Annotated in this window: 11 protein-coding genes; 10 read left to right on the forward strand and 1 reads right to left on the reverse strand. The window is 43.7% G+C overall.

All coding sequences use genetic code 11. From position 1 onward, the window contains the following. Window positions 1–67: 67 nt before the first annotated feature. Window positions 68–3,796 (forward strand): DEAD/DEAH box helicase, encoded by a 3,729-nt coding sequence (locus ACRD7A_RS04850; RefSeq protein ID WP_430810003.1) that lies wholly within the window; start codon window positions 68–70, stop codon window positions 3,794–3,796. Between the two features lie 160 nt (window positions 3,797–3,956). Here ACRD7A_RS04850 and ACRD7A_RS04855 read toward each other — a convergent pair whose 3' ends face one another. Beyond that, window positions 3,957–8,039, reverse strand: a complete 4,083-nt coding sequence (locus ACRD7A_RS04855; RefSeq protein WP_430810004.1) for a hybrid sensor histidine kinase/response regulator transcription factor — start codon at window positions 8,037–8,039, stop codon at window positions 3,957–3,959. 117 nt (window positions 8,040–8,156) lie between these two features. Here ACRD7A_RS04855 and uraH point away from each other — a divergent pair, with 117 nt between their 5' ends. The 9 genes from uraH to tdh all read left to right on the forward strand — a co-directional run bounded on the left by uraH (window position 8,157) and on the right by tdh (window position 24,462). Further along, window positions 8,157–8,558, forward strand: coding sequence for a hydroxyisourate hydrolase (uraH, locus tag ACRD7A_RS04860; RefSeq protein ID WP_430810005.1), 402 nt, complete (start codon window positions 8,157–8,159; stop codon window positions 8,556–8,558). Between the two features lie 52 nt (window positions 8,559–8,610). After that, entirely contained in the window at window positions 8,611–9,291 is a 681-nt protein-coding gene (locus ACRD7A_RS04865) for a ferredoxin--NADP reductase (RefSeq protein ID WP_430810006.1), read from the forward strand. Window positions 9,292–9,309: 18 nt separating this feature from the next. Beyond that, window positions 9,310–10,659, forward strand: coding sequence for a tRNA (N6-isopentenyl adenosine(37)-C2)-methylthiotransferase MiaB (miaB, locus tag ACRD7A_RS04870; RefSeq protein ID WP_430810007.1), 1,350 nt, complete (start codon window positions 9,310–9,312; stop codon window positions 10,657–10,659). Beyond that, window positions 10,656–11,942, forward strand: coding sequence for a tRNA (N(6)-L-threonylcarbamoyladenosine(37)-C(2))-methylthiotransferase MtaB (gene mtaB, locus ACRD7A_RS04875; protein WP_430810008.1), 1,287 nt, complete (start codon window positions 10,656–10,658; stop codon window positions 11,940–11,942). Before miaB ends, mtaB begins: the two co-directional genes overlap by 4 nt. A 773-nt stretch (window positions 11,943–12,715) precedes the next feature. Further along, complete coding sequence (locus tag ACRD7A_RS04880) at window positions 12,716–15,748, forward strand: SusC/RagA family TonB-linked outer membrane protein (RefSeq protein ID WP_430810009.1); 3,033 nt, start codon at window positions 12,716–12,718, stop codon at window positions 15,746–15,748. 20 nt (window positions 15,749–15,768) lie between these two features. Beyond that, complete coding sequence (locus tag ACRD7A_RS04885) at window positions 15,769–17,514, forward strand: SusD/RagB family nutrient-binding outer membrane lipoprotein (protein WP_430810010.1); 1,746 nt, start codon at window positions 15,769–15,771, stop codon at window positions 17,512–17,514. 598 nt (window positions 17,515–18,112) lie between these two features. Further along, window positions 18,113–21,238, forward strand: a complete 3,126-nt coding sequence (locus ACRD7A_RS04890) for a SusC/RagA family TonB-linked outer membrane protein (RefSeq protein ID WP_430810011.1) — start codon at window positions 18,113–18,115, stop codon at window positions 21,236–21,238. A 12-nt stretch (window positions 21,239–21,250) separates the two neighbouring features. Beyond that, window positions 21,251–23,182: a SusD/RagB family nutrient-binding outer membrane lipoprotein gene (locus ACRD7A_RS04895; protein WP_430810012.1), complete on the forward strand. Its 1,932-nt coding sequence runs from the start codon at window positions 21,251–21,253 to the stop codon at window positions 23,180–23,182. A 248-nt stretch (window positions 23,183–23,430) separates the two neighbouring features. Then, a complete protein-coding gene (tdh, locus tag ACRD7A_RS04900) occupies window positions 23,431–24,462 on the forward strand; it encodes an L-threonine 3-dehydrogenase (protein ID WP_430810013.1) in 1,032 nt (343 codons plus the stop codon). The last annotated feature ends 60 nt before the right edge of the window (window positions 24,463–24,522 follow it).

The following is a 24,522-nucleotide window of genomic DNA, read 5'->3' on the forward strand; positions in this document are numbered from 1 at the left end:
ATGGTCTGTTTTTGCCATTCAGTTTGTACTTTTGCGGATTAGCACGTTTCAAATTGACAAAAGAAGTATGGCAGAAAGCGTAAAGGATTTTATTAGTGGAGAGATTGATTTTTATGCTTCGAATGATATAAGCAGCGAAGGAACAGGTCTTTATCAGGCCGGCAGGGTGTCGTTACAGCTTTACCAGAAGGCACTGGATAACTGGATTTTTTCGGTGAAAGACACCAAAACACATAAGGTGCAGATACGCTATCTTAATGAGCGACGACTGGAGACCATGTGTAATTGTTCGTTCATAGGCGGGCGTTTTTGTGTGCATACCATCGCTGCCCTGTTATTTATAGCTGATATTGACGGCAATATTCAGCTGGGTTTCGAAAAAAGAAATGAGCAAAGCAGTCAGCGAGCCGTTTCGGGTCGTTCAGTCTTGGGATTTGAGCTGCCCGGCTTTGAAAATATCACTGAATCTTTTGTCAAAGAGAATACTACCTATTCCATTTTGAGTGCTGTATCGTACAGCTATCAGGTGAGTTACGTATCGGGGCTTACCGTGCTTAAAGACAAACTTTTGGTGCAACTTGATCAGAATTTTAAGAAGCATGTAAAGATCGTGTTTTCCTATGTAGATGGTAAGGTTTATATCTCGCCCGAGGAGAAGACTAATCTGCAAAGTCTTACCGAGGCTGAAGTAATTTGCTTGCTGAAGATTGCCCGTTCTGGCAGTCCTGATCTTCTCAACCGGGTATTTAAATTCAGCCTTGAGAAGATTAAGGAGGAAACCATGCAGAAGCACGGCTTGGAAGATGCAGACTTTGATACCTATTTTAAAATAGGTTTTGATGAGAAAGAAGGGCTGGTGGCGCAGCACACGGATTTTGCCAAAGGACTCATTCCTGTGCAGGATAATGATGCACAGGTGGTGACGCAGATGCTAGCTTCTATTGATGTGGATACTTATCATCTTGAGAAACAGGATGAGGTGCAGAAAGAAGAGCGTGAGCTGGGTTTTATCCTTGAGTTGAGCACCACAAAAACTTATTTTAGTGATAATTACGTCATTGAGTTAACGCCCATCATCGGTAAGCCTAATAAAACACGTCAGGCGCTCAGTTCACACATCCGTGAATATGACGGATTACACGAGGATTATATCCTCAGCATTAGCGAGCACCAGAAGGAACTGTTGGAGTTGATTGACCGCTGCAATGCATCCATGTCGGCATCCGACTTGTTTATTGTGCACAAGCGAATTATGGAATTGCTGGCCCTTGAAAAACATGTTTATGTGAATCATTCCAGCAGTTATAAGCTGAAGAAGGGCGATTTGGAACCTATCTCCATTGCGGCGGAACCCATTGATGGTTTTTTTGAGGTTAAGGAGGATGATAACTTTGTTTACTTGTTGCCCTGCCTCAAAATAGGAGATCGTCAGCTTTCTGTGGATGCCATCAATATCGAGCAATCGGGTCAGTTCATCTATGTTATCGATGGAGTGTATTATGTGACCAAAGACTATCGTGTGGCTCGTCTGATTGTAGATTACAATGAGCCCATCAAGATGGTAAAGGCACATAAGCAGTCCTTTTACGAAAAGGTGATCAAGCCCCTTTCCGATCGTTTTGATATGGATTTTGACAAGGGAATCTATCCGATTGAAAGCGTTGAGCTGGATTTTAAGAAAAAGCAGGTATTTCTTTCAGAACAGGATCAGCATCTTATCATCTCCCCACAGGTAGAGTATCATAACGGTGTATCCGTGGAGCTTACCACCAGTGGTAATGTACTCATTGAAGAGGGGGAACGCATTATTCAGTATAAGCGTAATTTCGAGCTGGAAGAAGATTTTGCGGAACAGTTGGCGGCGCTTCACTCTAGGTTTGAAGCGCAGAAAAGTAGCAAAGTGTTTCATCTGCACTATAATGAGTTTAACCAGAATATGTGGTTCTACAGGTTTTTCGATGCCCTACAGCTTAACAATATTGAAGTGTATGGTTTAAATGACCTGAAGAGCTTTAAATACTCGCCCCATAAGGGTAAAATTACCACTTCTATTAGCTCGGGGCAGGATTGGTTTGATATAAGTATCCATGTGAGCTTTGGGGATAATGTAGTAAAACTGAGCGATATACGAAAGGCGGTATTGAAGAAGCAACGCTATATTCAGTTGTCCGATGGTTCGGTGGGCGTATTACCCGCCGAGTGGTTTCATCGTTTCGAAAAATTCTTCCGTCATGGCGAGGTAGATGGCGATCATCTGACGGTGTCGAAGCTACGATTCTCCATTGTAGATGAGCTGTTTGAAAATATTGATGATGCAGTAGTGCTGGAAGAGCTGGCTGAGAAAAGACGCAAGCTGGCTTCCTTCACGCAAATTGAAGATACACCGGTGCCTGAATCCATTACTGCTGATTTGCGCCATTATCAGAAAGAAGGGCTTAACTGGCTTAGCTTTCTCCATGAAATGGGGTGGGGTGGTATTCTGGCGGATGATATGGGACTGGGTAAAACCCTGCAAGTGCTTACCTTCCTGCAGCATGTATTGGATCAGGATTCCACTACCAACCTGGTGGTGGTGCCCACAACTCTGCTATTTAACTGGGAAAACGAAATCCGCAAATTTGCACCCGACCTCAAGGCACACTATCATTATGGTGTGCAGCGCTTAACCGATGCCAGCGCCTTTGATGCCTATGATATCGTGTTTACCACCTATGGCATCTTATTGCGCGATATTGAGATGCTGAAAAGTTATAGTTTTAACTATGTCGTTCTGGACGAATCGCAGGCCATTAAAAACCCGGCATCGCGTCGCTATAAGGCAGCCAGCCTTTTGCAGGCACGAAGTCGACTGGCGCTGTCAGGTACGCCTATTGAAAACAGCACCTTCGATCTGTATGCGCAGATGAGTTTTGTTAACCGCGGTTTTCTGGGTGGGGTAAGTGCCTTTAAGGAAAGCTTTTCCAATGCTATTGACAAGGAAGGTAATGAGTTGATAGGTGGTGAGCTGCAGCGTCTTATCAATCCTTTTGTACTGCGCCGTACTAAGGAGAAAGTAGCATCGGAGCTTCCGCCAAAAACGGAGGATGTAATTTTCTGTGAGATGGATACTGCCCAGCGTAAAGTGTATGATGCCTATCGTAATCAGTTTCGCGATCAGTTAGTGGGTAAGGTTGAGGAAGAAGGTGTTGGTAAGAGTAAGTTGTTGGTGTTGGAGGCCTTAACCCGTCTGCGACAGATATGTGACTCGCCGCAGCTCATTGGTGATCCCAAAATTGACGTGACGGAGTCGGTTAAGATAAAAGAGATAATACAACATATTACGGATCGTACGGCCAATCATAAAATATTGATATTCTCACAGTTTGTGAAGATGCTGACCCTTATTAAAGATGAGCTTAGGCGCCGTAATATTGAGTTTGAGTACCTGGATGGAAAGAGCTCAACCCGTCAGCGCGAGCAGTCGGTTAATAATTTTCAGAACAATGAGGATTTAAGGGTATTTCTTATCAGTCTGAAGGCAGGAGGTACAGGCCTTAACCTGACTGCTGCCGATTACGTCTATCTGGTGGATCCCTGGTGGAACCCCGCCGTTGAAAATCAGGCCATCGATCGCTGTTACCGTATTGGTCAGGATAAAAAGGTATTTGCCTATCGCCTGATCTGTCGCGATACGGTGGAGGAGAAAATTCTAAAGCTGCAGGAGCGTAAAAAGAAAGTGGCCGGTGATATCGTACAGACCGATGAGAGTATTATGAAGAACCTGTCGCTCGACGATATTAAAGACCTTCTGGGCTAGTCTAGATTACGGAATGGTTCTTTATAAGTGTCTTGTGAAAGAGAACCGTTCCATATATTTATCAATCTACGATATGCATTTTATACTTATCGGATGACTAATTGATGGTTGCAAATAGTCATCCGATGAGTCTGGCTGCTGTCAATCGATAAGTTTGATCCTATTTTTCCGCTGCCCAGCGTCTGCGGCTTTGTTTATACTGACCCGGCGACATGTCAAATTCCTTTTTAAAGCTCTTAATAAAATAAGAGCTGCTGTTAAACCCAACTTTGTAGGCTATCTCACTTACCTGGTCATCAGTGCAGATTAGTTTAGCTGCTGCTTCTTTGAGTCGCACTGTGCGAATAAAATCTGTGCCTGACTTGCCCGTTAGCGCTTTAATCTTACGGTGCAGATGGCTGCGACTCATCCCCAGCTCGTTACCCAGCTCTTCCACACCAAAGGCTTCATCGGCCATATTAGCTCTTACAATGTCGAGGGTATTACTGATAAATGCCTCGTCAACTGAAGTGGTGGTTATTTCCGATGGCAACACAATGGCTTTACCCATAAATATTTCCTGCAACTTCTGTCTTCCTTTCAGAAGATTGTCGATATAGGCAAGCAGTACATCAGGGTTAAAAGGTTTGGGAACATAAGCGTCGGCTCCGGTGTTAAGTCCTTCTATACGATTCTCGACCGACGCCTTGGCTGTTAACATAATTACTGGGATGTGACTCGTTTGTAGGTTAGTTTTAATGGCCTTGCACAGTTCAATGCCATTCATCACTGGCATCATCACATCTGTTAGTACCAGGTTAACCGTACGTCTTTCCAGTATGTCGCAGGCAGCCTGTCCATCCGAAGCCTTCAGCAGATGATAGTAGGGCGAAAGCAAAGTTGTAAGGTATTCCAGTACTTGAGGATTATCATCCACAATCAGAATTTTATGCTTGCTTTGGTCGATGTGTTCCAGGGGTATGGCCATATCAGAAGGAACATCGTCAGCTGCTATGGTAATGGGTGCCTCTGTGTTCGTCCCATTTTGGTGCAAGGGACTGTTTAATACGGGTATACTTACCGTAAAGCAGGTTCCAATGCCTTTTTCTGAAGTAACAGTAATTTGGCCGCCATGCAACTCCACCAACGATTTGGTAAGCGCCAGACCAATGCCCGTACCACTTACATTACGTGCCCCCTGATGAAAGCGTTTGTATTGCTTAAAAATATCGTTTGCGTTGGCACTATCAATGCCCTCACCATCGTCTTTTACTTCTATCAGCAGTGCCTGTTTCTCCATGGCATCATTATGCGCAAATGAAATGTTTAGTGACACATGCCCGTTTGTTTTACCATATTTAAAGGCGTTGGAAAGCAGGTTGTAAACCACCTTTTCTACAATATCATCATCAAACTGAAGGGTAAGGGTGTTGATGCTGCTCTTGATTACAAACTGCATGTTGCGCTCCTGTGCCATATAGCGAAATGACTCACCACATTCGCGGATGCAGGCAATGATATCGCCCTCTTTTATGTTGAGCTCCATGGCGCCCGTCTCTACTTTGCGGAAATCCATAACCTGGTTAATCAGGCGCAGTAGCAGGCGAGTGTTTTTGTGGGCGATATTAAATAGCTTCTCCTCTTCATCGTTCAGTTTCAGCCTTTTTTTTAAGGATTCCAAGGGTGCCGATATGAGCGTTAAGGGTGTCCTGAACTCATGTGATATATTGGTAAAAAACTGCATGCGTAGGTGGTTTAGCTCATTAATTTTCTCCCTTTCAAGCACCTCGAACTCCAGTTTTCGTTTCAAGTCCATCCACAATACAGTATAGCGGATGTAGGCATACATCATCCCAACAATAATAATCAGATAGGCCAGGTAGGCATACCAGCGTTTCCACCAAGGTGCCAGTACTTTTATTTGCAATGTAGTGTCTGAGGTGGTCCATACTCCATCGTTATTGGCAGCTTTTACTTTAAAAATATACTCACCTGCTTTTAGGTTATTGTATTTTACGCGTCGGTCGGTGGTGGGTTTACTCCATTCTTCCGACGAGTTTTCGAGCATATAACTGTATACATTTTTCTCCGAGATAAAATAATTGATGGCAACAAACTCAATGCTTATGTTGGACTGGTTGTGTTTTAAGACAATGGATTGCGTGTTGGCAATATTTTGTTTCAAGGGGCTATTCTCCTCGCCTGCTTTCACCGGACTGTTGTTAATATACAGCTCAGAGAGCAATACTTTGGGCACCTTATTATTAACTTTAATAACCTCGGGGTTGAATCTGTTAATACCACGTACGCCACCTACTAATAGTTGTTTGTTGCTAGTGTAAAGTAGTGCATTAAAGGTGCTACCTACCAGTCCGTCGCGGTTATCGTAGTTCTGAAAACGGCCGGTCTCCACCTCATATTTCGAAAGGCCGCCATGGCTTGCAAACCAGAGGATTCCCGGGTGTACTTCGGCGATGTCGTAAACCTGCTCCTGTGCCAGTCCATCGTTAATGGTCAGGTTGGTAATGGCTTCGTTGGTAGGATCTATTTTAAATATTCCTCCGCCATTGGATCCCATCCATATATTACCGTTGCTACTCTCATTAATGCACAGAATAGCATTTTTTCCCACTCCGCTGTCGTTCAGCTTATCAAATAAATAGCATCGGTAAGTCTTACGGTTAGCATGCCAAAGGTAAATACCATTACTGGTGCCAATCCACAAATTATTTTTGGAATCCACAAACAGGCTCAGGATATATTCGTTCATCTGCTCATCGAGCTCAGGAAAGATATCGCTCAAGGCAGTAAAAACCTTGGTTTGGGTATCAAATTGGTACAGTCCATTGCCCAGGGTACCCACCCACAGCTTGTTGTCATCCTGCTGAGCCAGCGACCATACCGAAATGGATAACGGGCCATCATTTTGTTCAAGGGCAGGGTTATGTGTGATGAGTTGGTCACGCTGCTCGTCAAGCTGTGCCAGTCCGCTGCCATAAGTGCCCAGCCATATTGTACCTTTATTGTCTTCAAAGATGCGTTTTATAACGTTACTCTTTAGGTTTGATGCAATCCGGTTATAGCGTTTAAAGGTTTCCTTTTCAGGGTTAAAAAGATTTAAGCCGCCTCCATCGGTGCCCACCCATATTCTGTTTTTTGAGTCTTGCAACAGACTTAGTACCACATTATCACTTAGGCTCTTAGGTAAATGATCCTGGTGAACGAAATGCTGAAAGCGGTTACGTTCCGTATTAATAATGCGTACCCCTTTGCCAATGGTTCCTACCCAGTACAAGCCGTTGTTGTCGATATAGGTTGTAAAAACAGCTTTAGTATCCAGTTGTGCAAGGGCTTTGTTATGATCTTTATCTTTGATTATTACTTTCCTTAAGGGATCGATATTGACAATACCGCCACCATCAACGGCTGCCAGCAGCGTACCATCTTTGTTAATGCCCAGGGACATTATAATATTGAGTGAAGTGCCGTCAGCATTTGTATGCCCCACAAAGCGTTCATACTCCCTGGTCATCTTGTCGAAACGGTACAGTCCCATATTATCGGTGGCAATCCAGATATTACCATTGCCATCGTCCAGCAGGTCATTGATCTGCATGGTAGGAAAGCGATAGTTAATAAAGGCATTATTTTGAGTGTCAAATAAACTTAAGCCTTGTCCGTAGGTGCCCAGCCATAAATTACCGTCAGATCCCTCACAAAGGGCATTTACCATATTAATGTAATTGCCTAAGGAGTCATTTTGGGCAAAAGATTGAAAGGTGTTGTTGGTGTGATTGTAGTGATGTAAACCACCACCCATAGTAGCAATCCAAAGTCTGTTTTTCTTATCGAGTATCAGGTCGCCAATGTGGTTGTCGCGCAGGCTGGTTCCCGACTGTTCATCGGCCCAGAAACGTGTGAATTTTTCGGTGTCTTTATCCCGCACGTTTAAACCAAACTTGGTGCCCACCCATAAATCTCCGTTGTTGTCCTCCTGCAGGCAAGTGATAAAATTACTGCTTAGGGTACTTTCATCTTCCGAGATACTGAAATAGGTGTTTACCTCATAGCCGTTGTAGCGGTTAAGACCATAATAAGTGCTGATCCACATATAGCCATGTCGATCCTGCATAATCTCATTCACCGAGTTGTTACTTAGGCCATTTTCAGTGTCCAGTCCACTGAAATAGTAGGGCTGTGTTTGAGCAGACAGCGTGGGTGCATATAAAAAATATACAAGTAGGATTAGGATTGTATAGCGCATAAATACTGAATTAGGGAACTGTGAAGATATAAAAAAATAAATTATGCCGCCCGCTTTAAACCAAATGATCGCTCTGGTGTTTTTTGTTGAGCAGTGTAATGTTAAAGGAATATTAAGATGAAAAAATATGGAATTATTATAGTTCTTACCTTGTTTGGTTTTTTAACCCACACTTTAATGAATGCTCAGGATAAGGTTCATCAGTTATCAAGTCACATTTTAGATGTTACGGAAGGTAAGCCCGCTCCGAATGTAAAAATAAGTTTGTATAAGCAGGATAACAATGGTATTTGGAAGGAAGTAGATGAACGTGTAACGGATTTCTTGTTGATGCGTGAAGGAGAGTATAATCACGGTATTTATAAGCTAAGATACCATACAAAAAGCTATTTTAAGGGTTTAGATAAAGACACTTTCTATCCTTTTATTGAGGTAGTTTTTGAGATTGTTGATGACACCCATTATCATGTGCCCATAACCTTATCTGCTTACGGTTATTCCACCTATCGAGGTAATTAGTGCTTAGTTTATAATAAAAAAATCAAAAGAATTAGTAATAAGTTTAAAGGATATGCAAAAAGAAGTTCCGGTAGCGAATAAGATAAAAACCGATTTACACGAAATTTTACAGATACGTCATTTAACCGATAGCACCTTCGTACTGCGCATTGAGCGCAAGGGTCTGACATTTCAGGCAGGCCAGCATGTGTGTGTGGGACCGCCCAACGGGATACACACCCGGGAATATTCCATTTATAGTGCTGAGCAGGACGATTACCTGGAGATATTAGTGAAAGAAGTGGAGAACGGTCTCGTATCGCCCAGTCTTAAGAAGCTCAAGTCTGGTGGTTTTGTGGTAGTTGAAGAGCCCGTGGGATATTTCACAATTAATAAGGCTTTGCCCAAGAATCAAAAATATGTGTTTATTGCCAGCGGCACGGGTATATCGCCCTTTCATAGCTTCGTGCTGAGTACGCCAGGACTCAATTATACCCTTTTACATGGTGTTCGCCATGGGGATGAGGCTTATGATGCGGATGCCTACGAGGCGGGCCGCTATGTGCTATGTACCTCTCGCGATGATAGTGGTAATTATAAAGGGCGTGTGACACAATATTTAAAGAAGCATCCTTTTGGAACAGATGTGCATTATTACCTCTGTGGTAATTGTAATATGATTCATGATGTATATGACATTCTGGAGGAGCAAGGTGTCAGTACAGACAATATTCATGCTGAAGTATATTTTTAATTGTAAGCACAGATTAAGGTGAAGTATCATTTAATAACATTGGGCTGTCAGATGAATCAGTCTGACAGTGAGCGGGTACGACGTGTATTGGAAGGAATGGGTGCCCAATGGACCGATAGCGAGGAGGAAGCGGGTATTATTGGTATCCTGGCCTGCTCGGTAAGGCAGAAAGCCATCGATAAGGTGTATTCAAAAATATCCGCGTGGAACCGGCGCAAAGACCGACAAAATCTGATCACTTTCATTAGTGGCTGCATTTTACCGGCCGATAAGGAGAAGTTTCTGAAGTTGTTTGATATTGTGTTTGCAATGCGCGAGCTGCCACAGTTTCCGCAGATGATGGCACATTACGGTATTACCACGCCGGCGGGTTTGGAGCGCGATAACCTCAATCCCAAAGAGGAGATGTCCTTCTTTTGGAAGGTAAAACCGAAATACAACAGTAATTTTGAAGCCTTTGTGCCTATTCAGAATGGCTGCGATAAGTTTTGCTCCTTCTGTGCAGTGCCCTACACACGTGGCCGAGAGGTGAGTCGACCATCTGCTGAAATTGTGAATGAAGTACAAAGTCTTGTTAATAAGGGCTATAAGTCCATTACGCTCTTGGGGCAGAATGTAAATTCCTATGGACTCGATAAGAAAGGCAAGGAGATAAATTTTGCTCAATTACTGGAAGCCATCGGAGAGATAGGGGTTAAGAGCAGCCATCGTTTCTGGGTGTATTTTACCTCACCGCACCCTCGCGATATGGGACGTGAGGTGATTGAAGTGATTGCGCGTTATGACTGTTTGGCTAAACAAATTCATTTGCCTTTGCAGTCAGGGGATGATAAGGTACTGATTAGAATGAATCGCAAGCACTCGCTGAAAAAATACCGCGAATCGGTGGAGGCCATTCGTGAGTTGATTCCACAAGCCACTTTGTTTACCGATATTATTGTGGGTTTCTCGGGCGAAACGGATGAGCAGTTTCAAAATACGCGAAAGGCGCTTAAAGAGTTCGATTATAATATGGCTTATATTGCTATGTATTCGCGGCGGCCGGGAGCTACTTCTTATAGCTGGCCCGATGATGTGGAGCTGGCTACCAAGAAGCAGCGGCTGGCCGTGCTGTCTGAGGATCTGGCCGGTACGGCGGGAGCCTATAATGCCCAAATGGTGGATAAAGTATTCCCCGTTTTGGTGCGTGATAAAGATCGTAAAAGCGGCTACTTAAGCGGGCAGACCGAAGGGAAAATAACGGTGCGTTTTGCATCGGAGGATAATGCGCTGATTGGACAGATTGTGGATGTGAGGATTACTTCAGCCGGTAATTTCTCAGTTGAGGGAGAGTTGCTTGAGGTGTCGGCTTTGATGGATAGAGAATGAAGAGAAAAATTGGATTTAAAACGCTGGGCTGCCGTCTGAACCAGTTTGAGACCGATGCGCTCGCATCGCGCTTTACCCGTATGGGTTATGAGGTGGTGGACAACAGCAAGGATACTGATGTATTTGTGGTAAATACGTGTACGGTAACCAATCAGAGTGATCAGAAATCGCGCTACGTGGTTAACCACGCCCTTACCCACGGGCACATCGGCATGTTAATTATCACCGGCTGCATGGCCAATCATCATAAGGATCAGCTTGAGCAGCGCTATCCCAATGCCTATGTGGTAGATAATCAGCAGAAGAGTGCCATCCCTCAGTTGGTGGAGGCACATTTTAAGAAGGAGATAGTCCCCTCCAATCAAAGCCAGGGAGGTGTGTTTAGCTATGCGCCTGCTGCGGAGACGTTTCATACACGCAGCATGGTTAAGATACAGGATGGCTGCGATAATTTCTGCACTTTCTGTATTATACCCAAGGTACGGGGTCGGGCTGTGAGTCGTCCGCCCCAAGCCATATTAGAGAACATAAAGCAAGTACTTGATTATGGCTATAAGGAGGTGGTGATTACCGGAGTAAATATTAGTCGATATAATTATGAAGGCTTAAGTTTCTCGGCTTTACTCAGACAGATACTTGCTATCGATCGGGATTTCAGACTTCGCATATCATCTATTGAGCCGGATAGCTTTGATGATGATTTCTTCGAACTGATGAAGCATCCTAAGTTGATGCCACACCTTCACCTTTGCCTGCAAAGTGCCTCGGAGTCCATTCTGTTGAAAATGCGGCGGATGTATACCTATAAGTTATATAAGACAATGGTGGAGAAACTGCGTAAGCTAAACCCTCTCTTTAATATCACTACCGATTTGATTGTGGGCTTCCCCGGTGAAACAGAGGATGATTTTCAGGCATCGCTTAAAGCTGTTGGCGACTTGCAGTTGGGCCATGTGCATACTTTCAAGTATTCGAAGCGTGAGGATACGCGTGCTGCCCGCATGAGCGACACTATGCCAGAACCTCTGAAAACACAGCGCAGCGAGCTGGTGAGAGCAGCCGCCCTGAAAGCTAAAATTGCGTACCGCAGGCAGTTTATTGGCATAAAGCAAACGGTGCTGATTGATACACTCAATGCGGTTTACGCCAAAGGCTACTCCGAGTATTATATTCCGGTTAAAATAAAACAGTCTGTTCCGAAAAATACGCTGCTCAAGGTTCATATTTATGGGTTAGAGACCGAGGGGAATGATCCGTGTTTACTGGGTGAAATATCTGCCTGAGCATTGCAGGTGGTGTGGTCAATGCAGTAAAACATTGATGCCTTATTTCCAATAGGATTAATGGGTTAACGGTAAGCTGAAATATTATTTCAAACGATTTTGAGATATCCCTAGTGTAATCGAACATAAAATTAGCAATCACAGCACGGCTGAATTTGAAATGCGATTGCCTTGGCCTTTCAGTTGAGGGTTTATTTCAGATGAAAGCGCTAAGCTTGTGGCTCAATCCTCCTAACTTGCAGATTTATTTATTTTACAATAATTATTGCCGGCAGCACCTGATTAGTGCTGCTTTTTTATTTAGTACACCCTTCTTTTTGTTAGGTAAGCGCAACGGTTTCCTCATTACTTCGTCTGCCCTTGGTGATTAAAATGTCAATTTTTGTAATTCTTATAACCTTTATTAAGGCCCGTATAGCGTGGTTTTGCAACAATAGTACAACATTAGTACAATAGTACAATCGCTTTGTTAAAAGTTCTATTTTTTACAACCTCTGTTTTATTATCTCATGCGAACAGCTGTTAGATTTGCCGGTGTAAAAATTCAATATTATGAAAGTATCAATGAGCAATAGCGATAAGCCATCAAGTATCAAGCAAGAGGCGCGGCGGTATTTATTAATACGCAGTGTCCTCGTCGTGCTTTTGCTGCTAATGGTCATTCTACTATTATTATTAACGTTTTTTTAAATATCATGTTAACTAATCATCAAATTCAACTCTTTATGAAAAGACGATTTAATTGGTTTCAAAGAGGACTCATGGGAGCGTTTATGCTACTGTTATCAGTAGGCGTTGCTTTTGCCCAGGAGCTTACTATTAGCGGTACCGTGAAGGGTGCCGAGGATGGATTACCCATACCGGGTGTGTCCGTTATTGAAAAAGGTACTACTAACGGTACCATTACCGACATCGACGGTAAGTATCAAATTACCTGCCCAACAGGAAGTGTCGTGGCTTTCTCGTTTGTGGGTATGAAACCTCAGGAAGTAACGGTGGGAAGCCAAACCACTATTAACATTACCCTGCAGCCCGATGCCATCGAAATGGAAGGTGTTGTGGTAACGGCCCTGGGTATCAAGCGCGAAGAAAAATCCCTTGGATACGGAGTGTCAAAAGTTGACAGTGACGAGATACAAGCTGCCGCCGGTAGTGACGTGCTCAGTTCAATGCAGGGTAAAGTGGCTGGTTTAGATTTAGGTTCATCACAAGGTGGACTTGGTTCTTCTAACCGTGTAGTACTTCGTGGTAACAGCTCTATTTCTGGCAATAACCAGCCGCTTTATGTGGTTGATGGTGTTCCGGTGAATAATTCAACAGTCGAAGAGTCGGCTGGTGTTTGGGATAGAAAAGATTTTGGATCAGGCTCTATGGATATCAACCCTGACGATATCGAAAGTGTTACTGTTCTTAAAGGTCCTAATGCCGCTGCCTTATATGGTTCTCGTGCCCAGAATGGTGCCATTATTATTACGACAAAATCAGGTAAGAAAGGGCAAGGTCTTGGTGTAGAAATTTCTACTTCCAATATGTTTGACGTGGTAACTGATCAATATTTGCCAAAGGTTCAAAATAAATATGGACAGGGTAGTTATGTAGATAATGTACCAACCTATTCTACTTCAGTTACTGATGATAGTTGGGGGCCAGCTATGACCGGACAGACTTTTCCATCATGGAGTGGGTTCGAAGATAATTTAACGTATTCTCCACAACCCAATAATCTTAAAGATTTCTTTGAGACCGGTTTTAAAACAACTAATACAGTTGCTTTAACCACTGGTGGTGAAAATGGTTCGTCTCGTTTTTCGTATACCAATTTGTATGGTAATGGTATTGTTCCGGGTAATGAGCAAATGCGTCATAATTTCAATATCAGAACGCAATATGATTTAGCAGATTGGTTACGTGTAGATGCGAAAGCTAACTACATCAATCAGGAGATTGAGGGTGGAACCTGGCTGGGAGAAGGTAGTAGTAATGCTGTTTATGGCTTATTTACTCTTCCTCGTAATACTAACTTAAACGAGCTTAAGAAATTTAATTATAAAAATTCACCGAATGATCCTTTTGTCGGAACCCAAATGAATCCATATTGGACAACTTTGCACGATAATATGATTAACAAAAAGGATCGTTTAATTGGATTTGTTAAGTTAGACTTTGATATTACAGACAACTTGTCTGGTTTTGTTAGAGCAGGTACCGATTATACGAATAATTCTATTGAAGAGCGTTATAATCTTGGACATAAGCAAAGTAAATCGGGTCAGTGGATTATGAACCAGTACATGCGTCGTGAATCTAACTTTGATGCTTTACTGAGCTATAATAAGCGTTTTGGAGAATTAGACCTAGGTGTAAACGTAGGTGGTAACATCATGAAAAACCTAAGCCAGGCAACTTATAACCGTGGTGATGATGTTATATCTAATGGTTTTTGGAATATCCAGAACTATCTGAATAAGAATGCAAGCTATAATATTTACGAAAAGCAAGTTAATTCGGCCTATGCTACTCTTAATTTGGGCTATAACAACTTCCTTTATTTAGATGCATCTTTCCGTAATGACTGGAGTTCTACATTACCTGAGGAAAACCGCTCATATTTCTACCCTGCTGTTTCGACAAGTATTTTGCTGAATGAAGTCCTGGACATGGGCGATGTAAACCTTTTAAAAGTACGTGTTGGCTATGCTGAAGTAGGAAATGATTCTGACCCATACCGTTTAGCAACAACATTTGGAGTTAATCCTTTATTAGATCATAATGGCATTCCTTTAATGGATGTTGATGGAACACCTGGTGTACCAGATCTAAAGCCCGAAAGGACGGGGTCGATAGAGTTTGGTGTTGATTTCAGAGCATTTAATAATCGTGTATTTGCCGATTTCAACTACTATTCGCAGTCAACTGAAAACCAGCTTTTCACAACGAGAGTATCTTCAGCCACCGGCTATGTTAACAAGTACTTGAATGGTGGTGATGTAGTGAATAGCGGTTTCGAAGTTTCTATTGGTGGTATCCCAGTACAGACAGGTTCTTTCGAATGGGAAACAACCTTAACATTAGCCCAAAACACAACTGAAGTAAAAGAGTTAGCAGACGGATTAGATACACAAGTATTGGCCGACTTAGGAAACATAGTTGGTGGTGTACAGATTGTTGCTAACAAAGGTAAAAATGGCTATGGTGTTATTATGGGTATGCCAGCTAAAGTTAATGGCGAGTATCAGTTAGGTAATAATGGTTTCCTACCGGGTAATGATCGTGTTGAGCTTGGTAATTTTACCCCTGATGCAACTTTTGGTTGGTTAAATACCTTCTCTTACAAGCGTTTAAACTTCAGAGCTTTAATTGATGGTAAAATAGGTGGTGATGTGATGAACGCTACAAAAGGAGATTTGACAGCGAAGGGGATCACAGAAAACACATTGGAATATCGTGAAGGTGGAATTGAAGTTTCGGGCATAAATGCAAATGGTGAGCCAACTACTGTAACCATGAATGCGCAATCATATTGGGGTGGTTTGGCTAACTATGGTGAGCCTTGGGTAGTTGATGCTACGAACGTTCGCCTGCGCGAATTGAGTTTGGGCTACAACTTTAAGTTAAATCCTGATTTCTTTATCAAAAACTTAAGCGTCAACTTTAACGCTTATAACCTATTCTTTATATATCGTGATGAAGATGCCAAGGATATCGATCCGAATCAAACCTGGGGTACAGGCAACGCACAAGGTTATAACTTATACAATGTACCTTCTACAACCTCTTATGGTTTCACTGTTAACGTTAAGTTTTAATCAAAAGTAAATTTAAACAGATGAAGATATTTAATAAATACATTTTAGTTGGTTTGGTGGCTTTGACAAGCTTCAGTTGTACTGATGACTTCGATGAAATGAACACAAACCCAAACTCTCCTTCTGCCGATAATCCTGCGACGGAAGCTGTATTGGCTAGCTCAATGCGCAAAGCCTTTCATGAAGATAGATTTGAATTTTGGCGGGGTGTAGTCCTTCATGCAGAACGTTTTGCCGGCCATGTTGATGGTGGTTATAACGGATGTTGGTGGGCACCCGGTAATTCTTATGATTATAACGAAGGTTGGACTGCCGCAGCCTGGGATTCCTATAACTCATCATCGTTTACAAACGGTTATGGAGGAGCTTTATTTGCGAATACCAATGTACTTTTAAATTACTATGAAGAGAATCCTGAAGCGCCCTACGCCAAAGAATTCACAGGTATTTGCCACGTACTACGTTCGTTCCAGTTCTTGAAAATTACTGATCTGTTTGGCGACACGCCCTACTCAGAGCACGGTAATATTGATATTCCAACACCCAAGTTTGATGCTCAGCAGGCCATCTATGATGATATTGAAGCAAAACTTAAAATGGTTGTGGAGGAAAACTTTGCCGATGATGTTACTATCGGAACCATGAATAAGTACGACTTAGTGTACAAAGGCAATATTAGCAAGTGGAGAAAATTTGCAAATTCTTTACGTTTACGTATGGCTCTTCGTCGTTCTAATGTCGATAGCGAAGGTGCAAAAGCCATACTCGCAAATATTGTGCAGTATCCACTTTTAGAGAGTAATGAAGACAATGTAATGGTTGAGCGCACAAAGTCGTCAACAGACTTGCACAACCAATACTATGGATTCTTTAAAACGTGGCCAGGCGCTATGCCTAATGGCTCATATACCTGGGATGGTTATGTAACTGAGTGGGCTCCGGGTCCCGGTGCTTTTGTGCCCGCCCGTGAAATTATTGAGGTGATGAAAGGAAACGCCTTATATGCAGCTGAGGTTAAGGATGGAGGTTCCGCTACCGAGGATATTAATGCAGTATCCGGCATTTACGATCCACGAATGGAGAAGTATTTCATGCGTCCTAAAGGTGATGTTACGGCAGAACACAAAGGACGCCCTGCACGTGCCGAATATTTCCTAAAAGATGGTGTTATATCCAGTATTCAGAATGATGCTATTGAAGGAGATGTACATAATTACTCCTGGATGCACCCATCAATCTGGTATGATGGTGGTACCTGGAATCCCGTTAGCTTAGATTATGCTGAAGTGTGTTTAGCATTGGCAGAAGCTGTTAATAGAGGTTTAGTAAGTTATGGTCAGTCTGATGCTGACTTACTAAAGGCCGGGCTTGAAGCAAGTTGTAAGCGTTGGGGTGCAGATGTTGGTACTTTTGCCGATGATGTTGTAGCTAAGTTTAACAGTGCTGATGCAGAAGGACAAGAAGCGATTATTGCTACTGAGCGTTGGGTTTCTGCTTATACTGTTCCGCACCAGGCCTACTCAGTATTACGCCGTACAGGTCATCCTGAGTTTGTGTATCTTGACAAGGACAGAACAATCACTGGTACCTGGGTTAAGCCTGATGGAAGCACTGAGACACGTACCATTGAGAAGTATGCTCAAGGTAGCACCAACTTTAAGTTACCACAGCGTATGCGCGTTCCGGAAAGTGAAGTAGCCATTAATAACAATGTTCCGGAAGAGAACAAAAGCATGGTTAACAAAGTATGGTGGGCCAAGCGCTAAACTAAAAGTAAGTCTCTAAAACCAAAACTATTATATTTATACGTTTTGAAAGTGAAGGGGTTCTGCAACGGCAGAGCCCCTTTTCCGATTCCTAGCCCCAACTTCTCCCTGGTTTAAAACTGAGGAAAAAATATTTCCATGCCATGTGATGGTTAATTTACCATTCTTTCCCACTGGCTGTGTTATCACATCTCAAAAGCATAATCACCAAAGGTGTTGAATAGAAATTGCCCTGTTTATAGAACAGCGATTTACCCAATACGGCCATCACAACTACAGCGAAGTTGAATAGCTGATGTCCAAACCTTCACTTTTGTACGGGTACAAATGTGTATTTATTATTTCGCTTAGGCCCCCTTGATGGTAAGGTTTTTAGGGGCAAAGGTGTAAATATGTTTTGAAATGATTAAATATGTTCCGAATTGTGAATGAATGTAAAAAACTACTTGAAAGTGTTGTGTAGCTACCCTACTTTAGCCGCTGAATGAGTTACGCATTCGCTCGTTCATTTTTTGTTTTAAGCAGTCTGCCGTTAGAATTTTATCACACCATTTTTTAGCGGTGGGCAGTGGATTAGGAACTATAAAATTCAAAACGTATGAAAAGAACAGTAAGTTGGTTAAAGAGGTGTTTGTTGGTGCTACCGGCCTTCCTCTTGGGTACCCTGGTGTACGGCCAAAATATTAGTGTTACCGGTACGGTAACGAGCTCTGAAGATGGATTACCCATACCGGGTGTTTCCGTGGTTCAAAAAGGAACGACCAACGGTACCATCACCGATATGGACGGACTATACAACATTCAGGTGCCCCAGGGCAGTACCCTGATATTCTCTTTTGTGGGTATGGGCTCTCAGGAGGTGCTTATACCATCGGCCGGTACTTACGATGTGAGTTTGACATCGGAAACCGAAGGACTCGAAGAAGTGGTGGTTACTGCTCTGGGTATCAAGCGGGAACGTAAGGCACTTGGTTATGCCATTCAGGAGGTAGATGGAGAAGCCATTCTGGAATCACGCGAAGCTAACGTAGCTAACTCCCTCAGTGGTAAAGTGTCGGGCTTGCAGGTAATAAAGTCAAGTGCAGGACCCGCCGGATCATCAAAAATAGTGCTGCGGGGTAATAGTTCATTAACAGGTGATAACCAGCCGCTGATAGTTGTGGATGGAATTCCTATTGATAATTTCACCGGTGCAGACAATAACGATTACTGGAACCCATCGCCCGATATGGGTAACGGACTAGGTGATATTAACCCCGACGATATTGAAAGTATGTCGGTATTGAAGGGAGCCTCAGCAGCTGCCCTTTATGGATCGCGTGCGGGTAATGGAGTAATTTTGATTACTACCAAATCAGGTAAGAAGACTGATGGTCTGGGTATCTCAGTGTCTGCTACCTATGGTTTTGAAACGATTTTCACTAATCCTGAGTTGCAAAGCAGCTTCGGACAGGGTAGCCGTGGTATCTTTGACGAATTAAGCACTGGCAGCTGGGGACCAAAAATCGAAGGACAAGAGGTAACCAAATGGGATGGCACGCAAGCTCCCCTGATGGCCTACGATAATGTTAAGAACTTCTTCGATACCGGAATAACACAGGATTATAATGTGTCTTTCCAGCAGCAGTACGATCGCACTTCGGTGTATACCTCGTTTACTCACAAGGATGATAAGAGTATGATACCGGGTGCTAAGTTGCAGCGTACTAACTTATTGGCTCGTGCAACTTCCAAGTTTGGTCCCGATGAGCGCTGGACACTGGATACCAAAGTACAATATGGTAGTACCACGGCTAAAAACCGTCCCCTGTTGGGAGCCAATGCTTCCAATGCCTATTATACCATGTATTCTTTACCCATTTCATTAGATATTCGTGACTTTGATCCGCCAGCTGATGAGTCAGGTAATATGATTTGGTACGGGGGTGGAAGTCAGGTAAACCCTTATTGGAATGCCAGGTACAACCTTAACGAGGACTCACGCGACCGTTTTATCTTGCACGGCTCGTTAAAATACCGTTTTACCGATTGGTTAAACGCTGAGATTAAAGGCGGATCAGACCGCTACACCACGAATACGGAGACCAAACTCTACGATGGTAGTCCACTAGCCAATGGCGGACGCTATAGCCTGGGTAAGCGTGTGTTCTACGAAAACAACTTCAGTGCGCTGGTAACGGCTTCTCAGGATAATCTCTTTGGTAAAGTGGGTGGCTCACTCATGTTGGGAGGTAACCTGATGAAACAGCATAATTCTGGATTGTCCGGTAGTTCAGGTGAATTGGAAGTACCCAATTTATTCTCCTTAAATAATGGAGTAGATAATCCAACAATCAGTGAGACTTTCAGCGAGCGGAAGATCAATTCAGTGTATGGTAATGTGCAGCTGAATTACGATGGCTACCTGTTTCTGGAAGGAACCTTCCGTAACGATTGGTCTTCAACCCTTAGCAAGGATAATCGATCCTTCTTCTATCCTTCGGTAACAGCCTCTTATGTGATAACTGATATGTTGAATAAGTCAGGCGCAATGGTTCCCACATGGTTAACTTTTGCCAAAGTAAGGGCTTCCTATGCCGAGGTGGGTAATGACCTACAACCCTATCAGCTGTATAATACCTACTGGATAGGGAAAGACCCCAGTGGCGATACAACCGCCGGCGCTGGAACTACATTATTTGATTCGACTGTTCGCAGCGAGTTGATTAAATCCTATGAAATTGGTGCCGAGCTACGCCTATTCCAAAACAGGCTGGGTATTGATTTTGCCTGGTACAAATCCAATGCAACTCGTCAGTTGATTGACCTGCCCATGGACCCAATGAGTGGTTATGAGCGGAAAAAGATCAACGCAGGTGATATTCAAAACAAGGGTGTTGAGCTAATGCTGCATGGAGACTTGCTCAGAAGTAGCACAGGTCTTAACTGGGACATGCAAATCAACTACTCGAAAAATGAGAATACTATTGAAGAGCTGGCTGAGGGTGTAGAGCGCTATAAGTTAGGTGGTTATGATAATGTGTTGATTGATGCCACAGTGGGCGGTATGTACGGAGAGATATATGGTACTTCCTTCTTACGTGTTACTGATGAAGAAAGCGAGCATTATGGACGTTTGTTGTTGGATGGTAATGGTTTGCCACAGGAAGATGGTGAGGTCAAGAAGCTGGGTAATCAGCAGCCCGATGCCATGGTAGGCTGGATCAACAACTTTAGCTATAAGAATTTGAGTTTGAGCTTTCAGGTGGATGGTCGCTTTGGTGGCGAGATCTTCTCGGGTACCAACCTGGGCTTGCAGAGAGCCGGTACAGCCGATGTAACCGCACCCGGTGGAATGCGCGAAGATATGGTAGTTGATGGCGTGGTGATGGATGGTGATAATTACATCGAAAATACCACATCTATTTCAACACAAGATTACTGGAATGCTGTTACCGGACCCGGTAACCTTGGTATTACAGAGGCCAATATCTACGATGCTACCAGTGTGCGACTGCGGAATATTCGCCTCAGTTATAATTTGCGCGGTGGAATTCTGGAGAATACCCCCATTAAGCGCATGAAACTGGGCTTCACCGTTAATAATGTATGGCTGATTAAGAGTCATTTAAAGGGTGTTGACCCCGAATCGGTTTATGCCACAGGAACAAACGCAGTAGGTTTCGAAAATGCGGCTCCTCCAACATCACGTACCTATATTTTTAACCTGTCGTTGGACTTTTAAAAACTTATGAAGATGAAGAAAATGATAAAATTATATGCAGCTGCCGGTTTAGTTTTTGCGATGGCTTTGGCAGGTTGCTCCGATTTTGAAGAAATAAATGTGGATCCTAAGGCAGCCAGTGCTGAGCAGGTGCAGGTGGAGTACATCATCAACTCCTCTATTGTGGGTGCTCAGCAGAATCCACACGTGGCCGAACGTGCCTTTGTGTTATACTGGAAAATAGCCGCACGTCAATGGCGTGGTAATGGTGCCTTGGCTACCGGTGGATACAGTGATGGCTGGAGTAACGATTATTACAATTCCCTCTCGGGATGGCTCAAAAACGCTTACCTGGCGGTTAATATTTCGGATGAGAAGATGGCACAGGGCGCCGCTCTTCCTTATACCGATAACCTGAAGCAGGTAGCACGTATCTGGCGTGTTTATCTGGTAAGTGAATTTGCCGACACCTTTGGTCCCATTCCTACCGAAGGATTCAGTGGCAGCAATCCGGAGTTTGATGATTTGCAAACAGTGTACTATTTCATGCTGCAAGAATTGCAGGAGGCATCTGAAAGCATCGACTTGAGCGAGGCAGCCAAGGTGCCTGAAGATTTGAAAGATTATGATAAAGCTTATGGTTTCGACCTGAGAAAATGGAAGAAGTATGCCAATTCTATGCGTATGCGCCTGGCTATGCGCCTGTCAGAGGTGGATCCAGCCAAGGCCAAGTCTGAGTTTGAAGCAGCTGTGAAGGGCGACTTGATAATGGAGGAAGATGATTTCTTTGATGTGCCTGAGCAAGGGGGATGGAGTGACTTGACTGCCGTAATGAGCCGTGAGTGGAATAGTCAACCCTTATCGGCAACCCTCAATAACCTTTACATTGGTCTGGGTGGACTTAGTTCGGCTGATATGTTGCCTGATTCAGTTCATAAATACATTCACACGGCCGATTACATGGGCGTGAAATACGATCAGCACCTGACTTCCATGACCAATGATCCGTCAACCGGATTTTGGTACGATGGTTTGCATGAGAAGATAGACCCTCGTGCCTACAAGTCATTCATTATACCGGGTGATTTTGAGAATCCTGACTTCTGCTTCTATCCTTCATGGGATAACAATGCTGAAACAGTGGTGCGCAATCTTCTGGATGATGACGGCGAGGTGGTGAAAGAGATTGATGCTTCCTTTACCTGGAATGCTGCCCCTCTGGGTGACTGGGGTGATAAAGCGGCGCGTAACCAGGTGGCTACTTTCCCCGGTACTAACCCACGTTTAAGTCAGCGCTTCCGCCAGGCTAGCCCTGAAGATAAGCCGGGACGTATCTTCTTTGCTCCCTGGGAAACTTATTTCTTAATTGCCGAGGCTGCCGTGCGTGGCTGGGATGTGCCCATGAGTGGAAAAGAAGCCTACGAGAAGGGCATTGAGTCCAACTTCCTCTATTGGGATGTAGCAGGCCACCTGGATGCTTATCTTGTTTCTGATGCCTACAACCGTGTGGGTACCTCAGTAAGCTGGGATCATACGGCAGAACCAGTAGGACCTGTTGTGATGAATTATGTGGATGGCTATACCGGCGAGGAGGGAACCGTTGAGTTTAATTATCCCAAAAACTATATTTATAAAGATGGTACTGTAAGCAACGATCATCTTACCAAGATCATTACACAGAAGTTTATTGCGCAAAACCCATACTTGCCATTGGAGGCCTGGAATGATCATCGTCGACTGGGATTACCATTCTTTGAGAATCCTGCGGTGGATAAGCCCCTGCTGAATTTGCCGGATCTTAACGAGAGCAACTATATGACCAATCAAGTGTCCTTCTTCCCGCAGCGGGTGAAGTATCCTTCCAATCTGGCCAATAGTAATCCCGAAGGTTATGTGCAGGCCGTTGGCTTCCTTAACGGTGATGATGCTGTGCTGACACCCCTGTGGTGGGCACAAAAGGATTAGTAGTAATAACCCATTACGGACCGTTTTTATAAGCATCTCACTATAAAGAAACGATCCATCAAAGCGCTTAAAGCGGCTGCCCTATCGGGTGGCCGCTTTTCCTTTCATCAATTGCAGGTCTGTGGCCGATCTGCTACGGTGCTAAATAAAATGACAATAATCATAGGTATAACTCAAATACCTTTTGCATATTTGTTATTTAGAATAATACCATATAAGAATTTTATTACATCATAAAAATCAATGCAATGACAATGATGAAAGCACTGGTGAAGTCAAAAGCCGAGAAGGGCATTTGGATGGAAGAGGTAAAAATACCTGTGATTGGTCCCAACGATGTTTTGATAAAAGTATCAAAATCGGCCATCTGTGGTACCGACCTTCACATCTACAAGTGGGATGAGTGGGCGCAGAAAACCATTCCTGTGGGTATGACCATCGGTCATGAATACGTGGGTCATGTTGCGCAAGTTGGAACCGAGGTGAAGGATTTTAAAGAGGGAGACCGGGTGACTGGCGAAGGACATATTGCTTGTGGTCGTTGTCGTAACTGTCGCCGCGGACGTCAGCATATCTGTGAAAACACGGTAGGTATCGGCGTTAATATCGATGGTTCTTTTGCCGAGTATGTAAAAGTACCGGCCAGCAATGTGATGAAGATCAATGCATCTATTCCCGATGAGATACTGGCCATTATGGATCCCTTTGGTAATGCTACACACACTGCCTTGTCTTTTCCTTTGATTGGCGAGGATGTACTGGTGACCGGCTCAGGTTTGATTGGCAGCATGGCGGTAGCCGTGGCAAAATTTGCGGGTGCCCGTTACGTAGTGGCCACTGAAACCAATGAGTTTCGTGCAGAGCTGGCGCGTAAGATGGGTGCCACCAAGGTGGTGAATCCCATCACTGATAACCTGCGCGAAGAGATGGATAAGCTGGGCATGATTGGTTTTGATATTGGTTTGGAATGTTCGGGAGCGCCGGCGGCCTTTAATCAGCTGGTGCAGCACATGTATAACTCGGGTAAGATTTCGCTGCTGGGTATCCTGCCATCAACTACCCAGGTCGATTGGAATAATATTATCTTCAAAGGATTGACCCTGAAGGGTATCTATGGTCGCGAGATGTATGAGACCTGGTATAAGATGGAGCAAATGCTCATGTCAGGTCTCGACCTGTCACCGATCATTACTCACCGTTATAGCATCAATGATTTCCAGAAGGGCTTTGATGTAATGGATGAAGGAAACTGTGGTAAGGTGCTCCTCAACTGGGATTAAGTAAACCACTGAACAATACTAACGGATTGTGTCGATGAGGTGAGCTAACCCCACGATGCA

The sequence above is a fragment of the Carboxylicivirga longa genome (genome assembly GCF_050589825.1).
Taxonomy (GTDB): domain Bacteria; phylum Bacteroidota; class Bacteroidia; order Bacteroidales; family Marinilabiliaceae; genus Carboxylicivirga; species Carboxylicivirga longa.

Bases quoted from the DNA above. Each gene is read 5' to 3' on its own strand.
- ACRD7A_RS04850 (WP_430810003.1), top strand. From the start codon at position 68: ATGGCAGAAAGCGTAAAGGATTTTATTAGTGGAGAGATTGATTTTTAT.
- ACRD7A_RS04855 (WP_430810004.1), bottom strand. From the start codon at position 8,039: ATGCGCTATACAATCCTAATCCTACTTGTATATTTTTTATATGCACCC.
- uraH (WP_430810005.1), top strand. From the start codon at position 8,157: ATGAAAAAATATGGAATTATTATAGTTCTTACCTTGTTTGGTTTTTTA.
- ACRD7A_RS04865 (WP_430810006.1), top strand. From the start codon at position 8,611: ATGCAAAAAGAAGTTCCGGTAGCGAATAAGATAAAAACCGATTTACAC.
- mtaB (WP_430810008.1), top strand. From the start codon at position 10,656: ATGAAGAGAAAAATTGGATTTAAAACGCTGGGCTGCCGTCTGAACCAG.
- ACRD7A_RS04880 (WP_430810009.1), top strand. From the start codon at position 12,716: ATGCTACTGTTATCAGTAGGCGTTGCTTTTGCCCAGGAGCTTACTATT.
- ACRD7A_RS04885 (WP_430810010.1), top strand. From the start codon at position 15,769: ATGAAGATATTTAATAAATACATTTTAGTTGGTTTGGTGGCTTTGACA.
- ACRD7A_RS04890 (WP_430810011.1), top strand. From the start codon at position 18,113: ATGAAAAGAACAGTAAGTTGGTTAAAGAGGTGTTTGTTGGTGCTACCG.
- ACRD7A_RS04895 (WP_430810012.1), top strand. From the start codon at position 21,251: ATGAAGAAAATGATAAAATTATATGCAGCTGCCGGTTTAGTTTTTGCG.
- tdh (WP_430810013.1), top strand. From the start codon at position 23,431: ATGACAATGATGAAAGCACTGGTGAAGTCAAAAGCCGAGAAGGGCATT.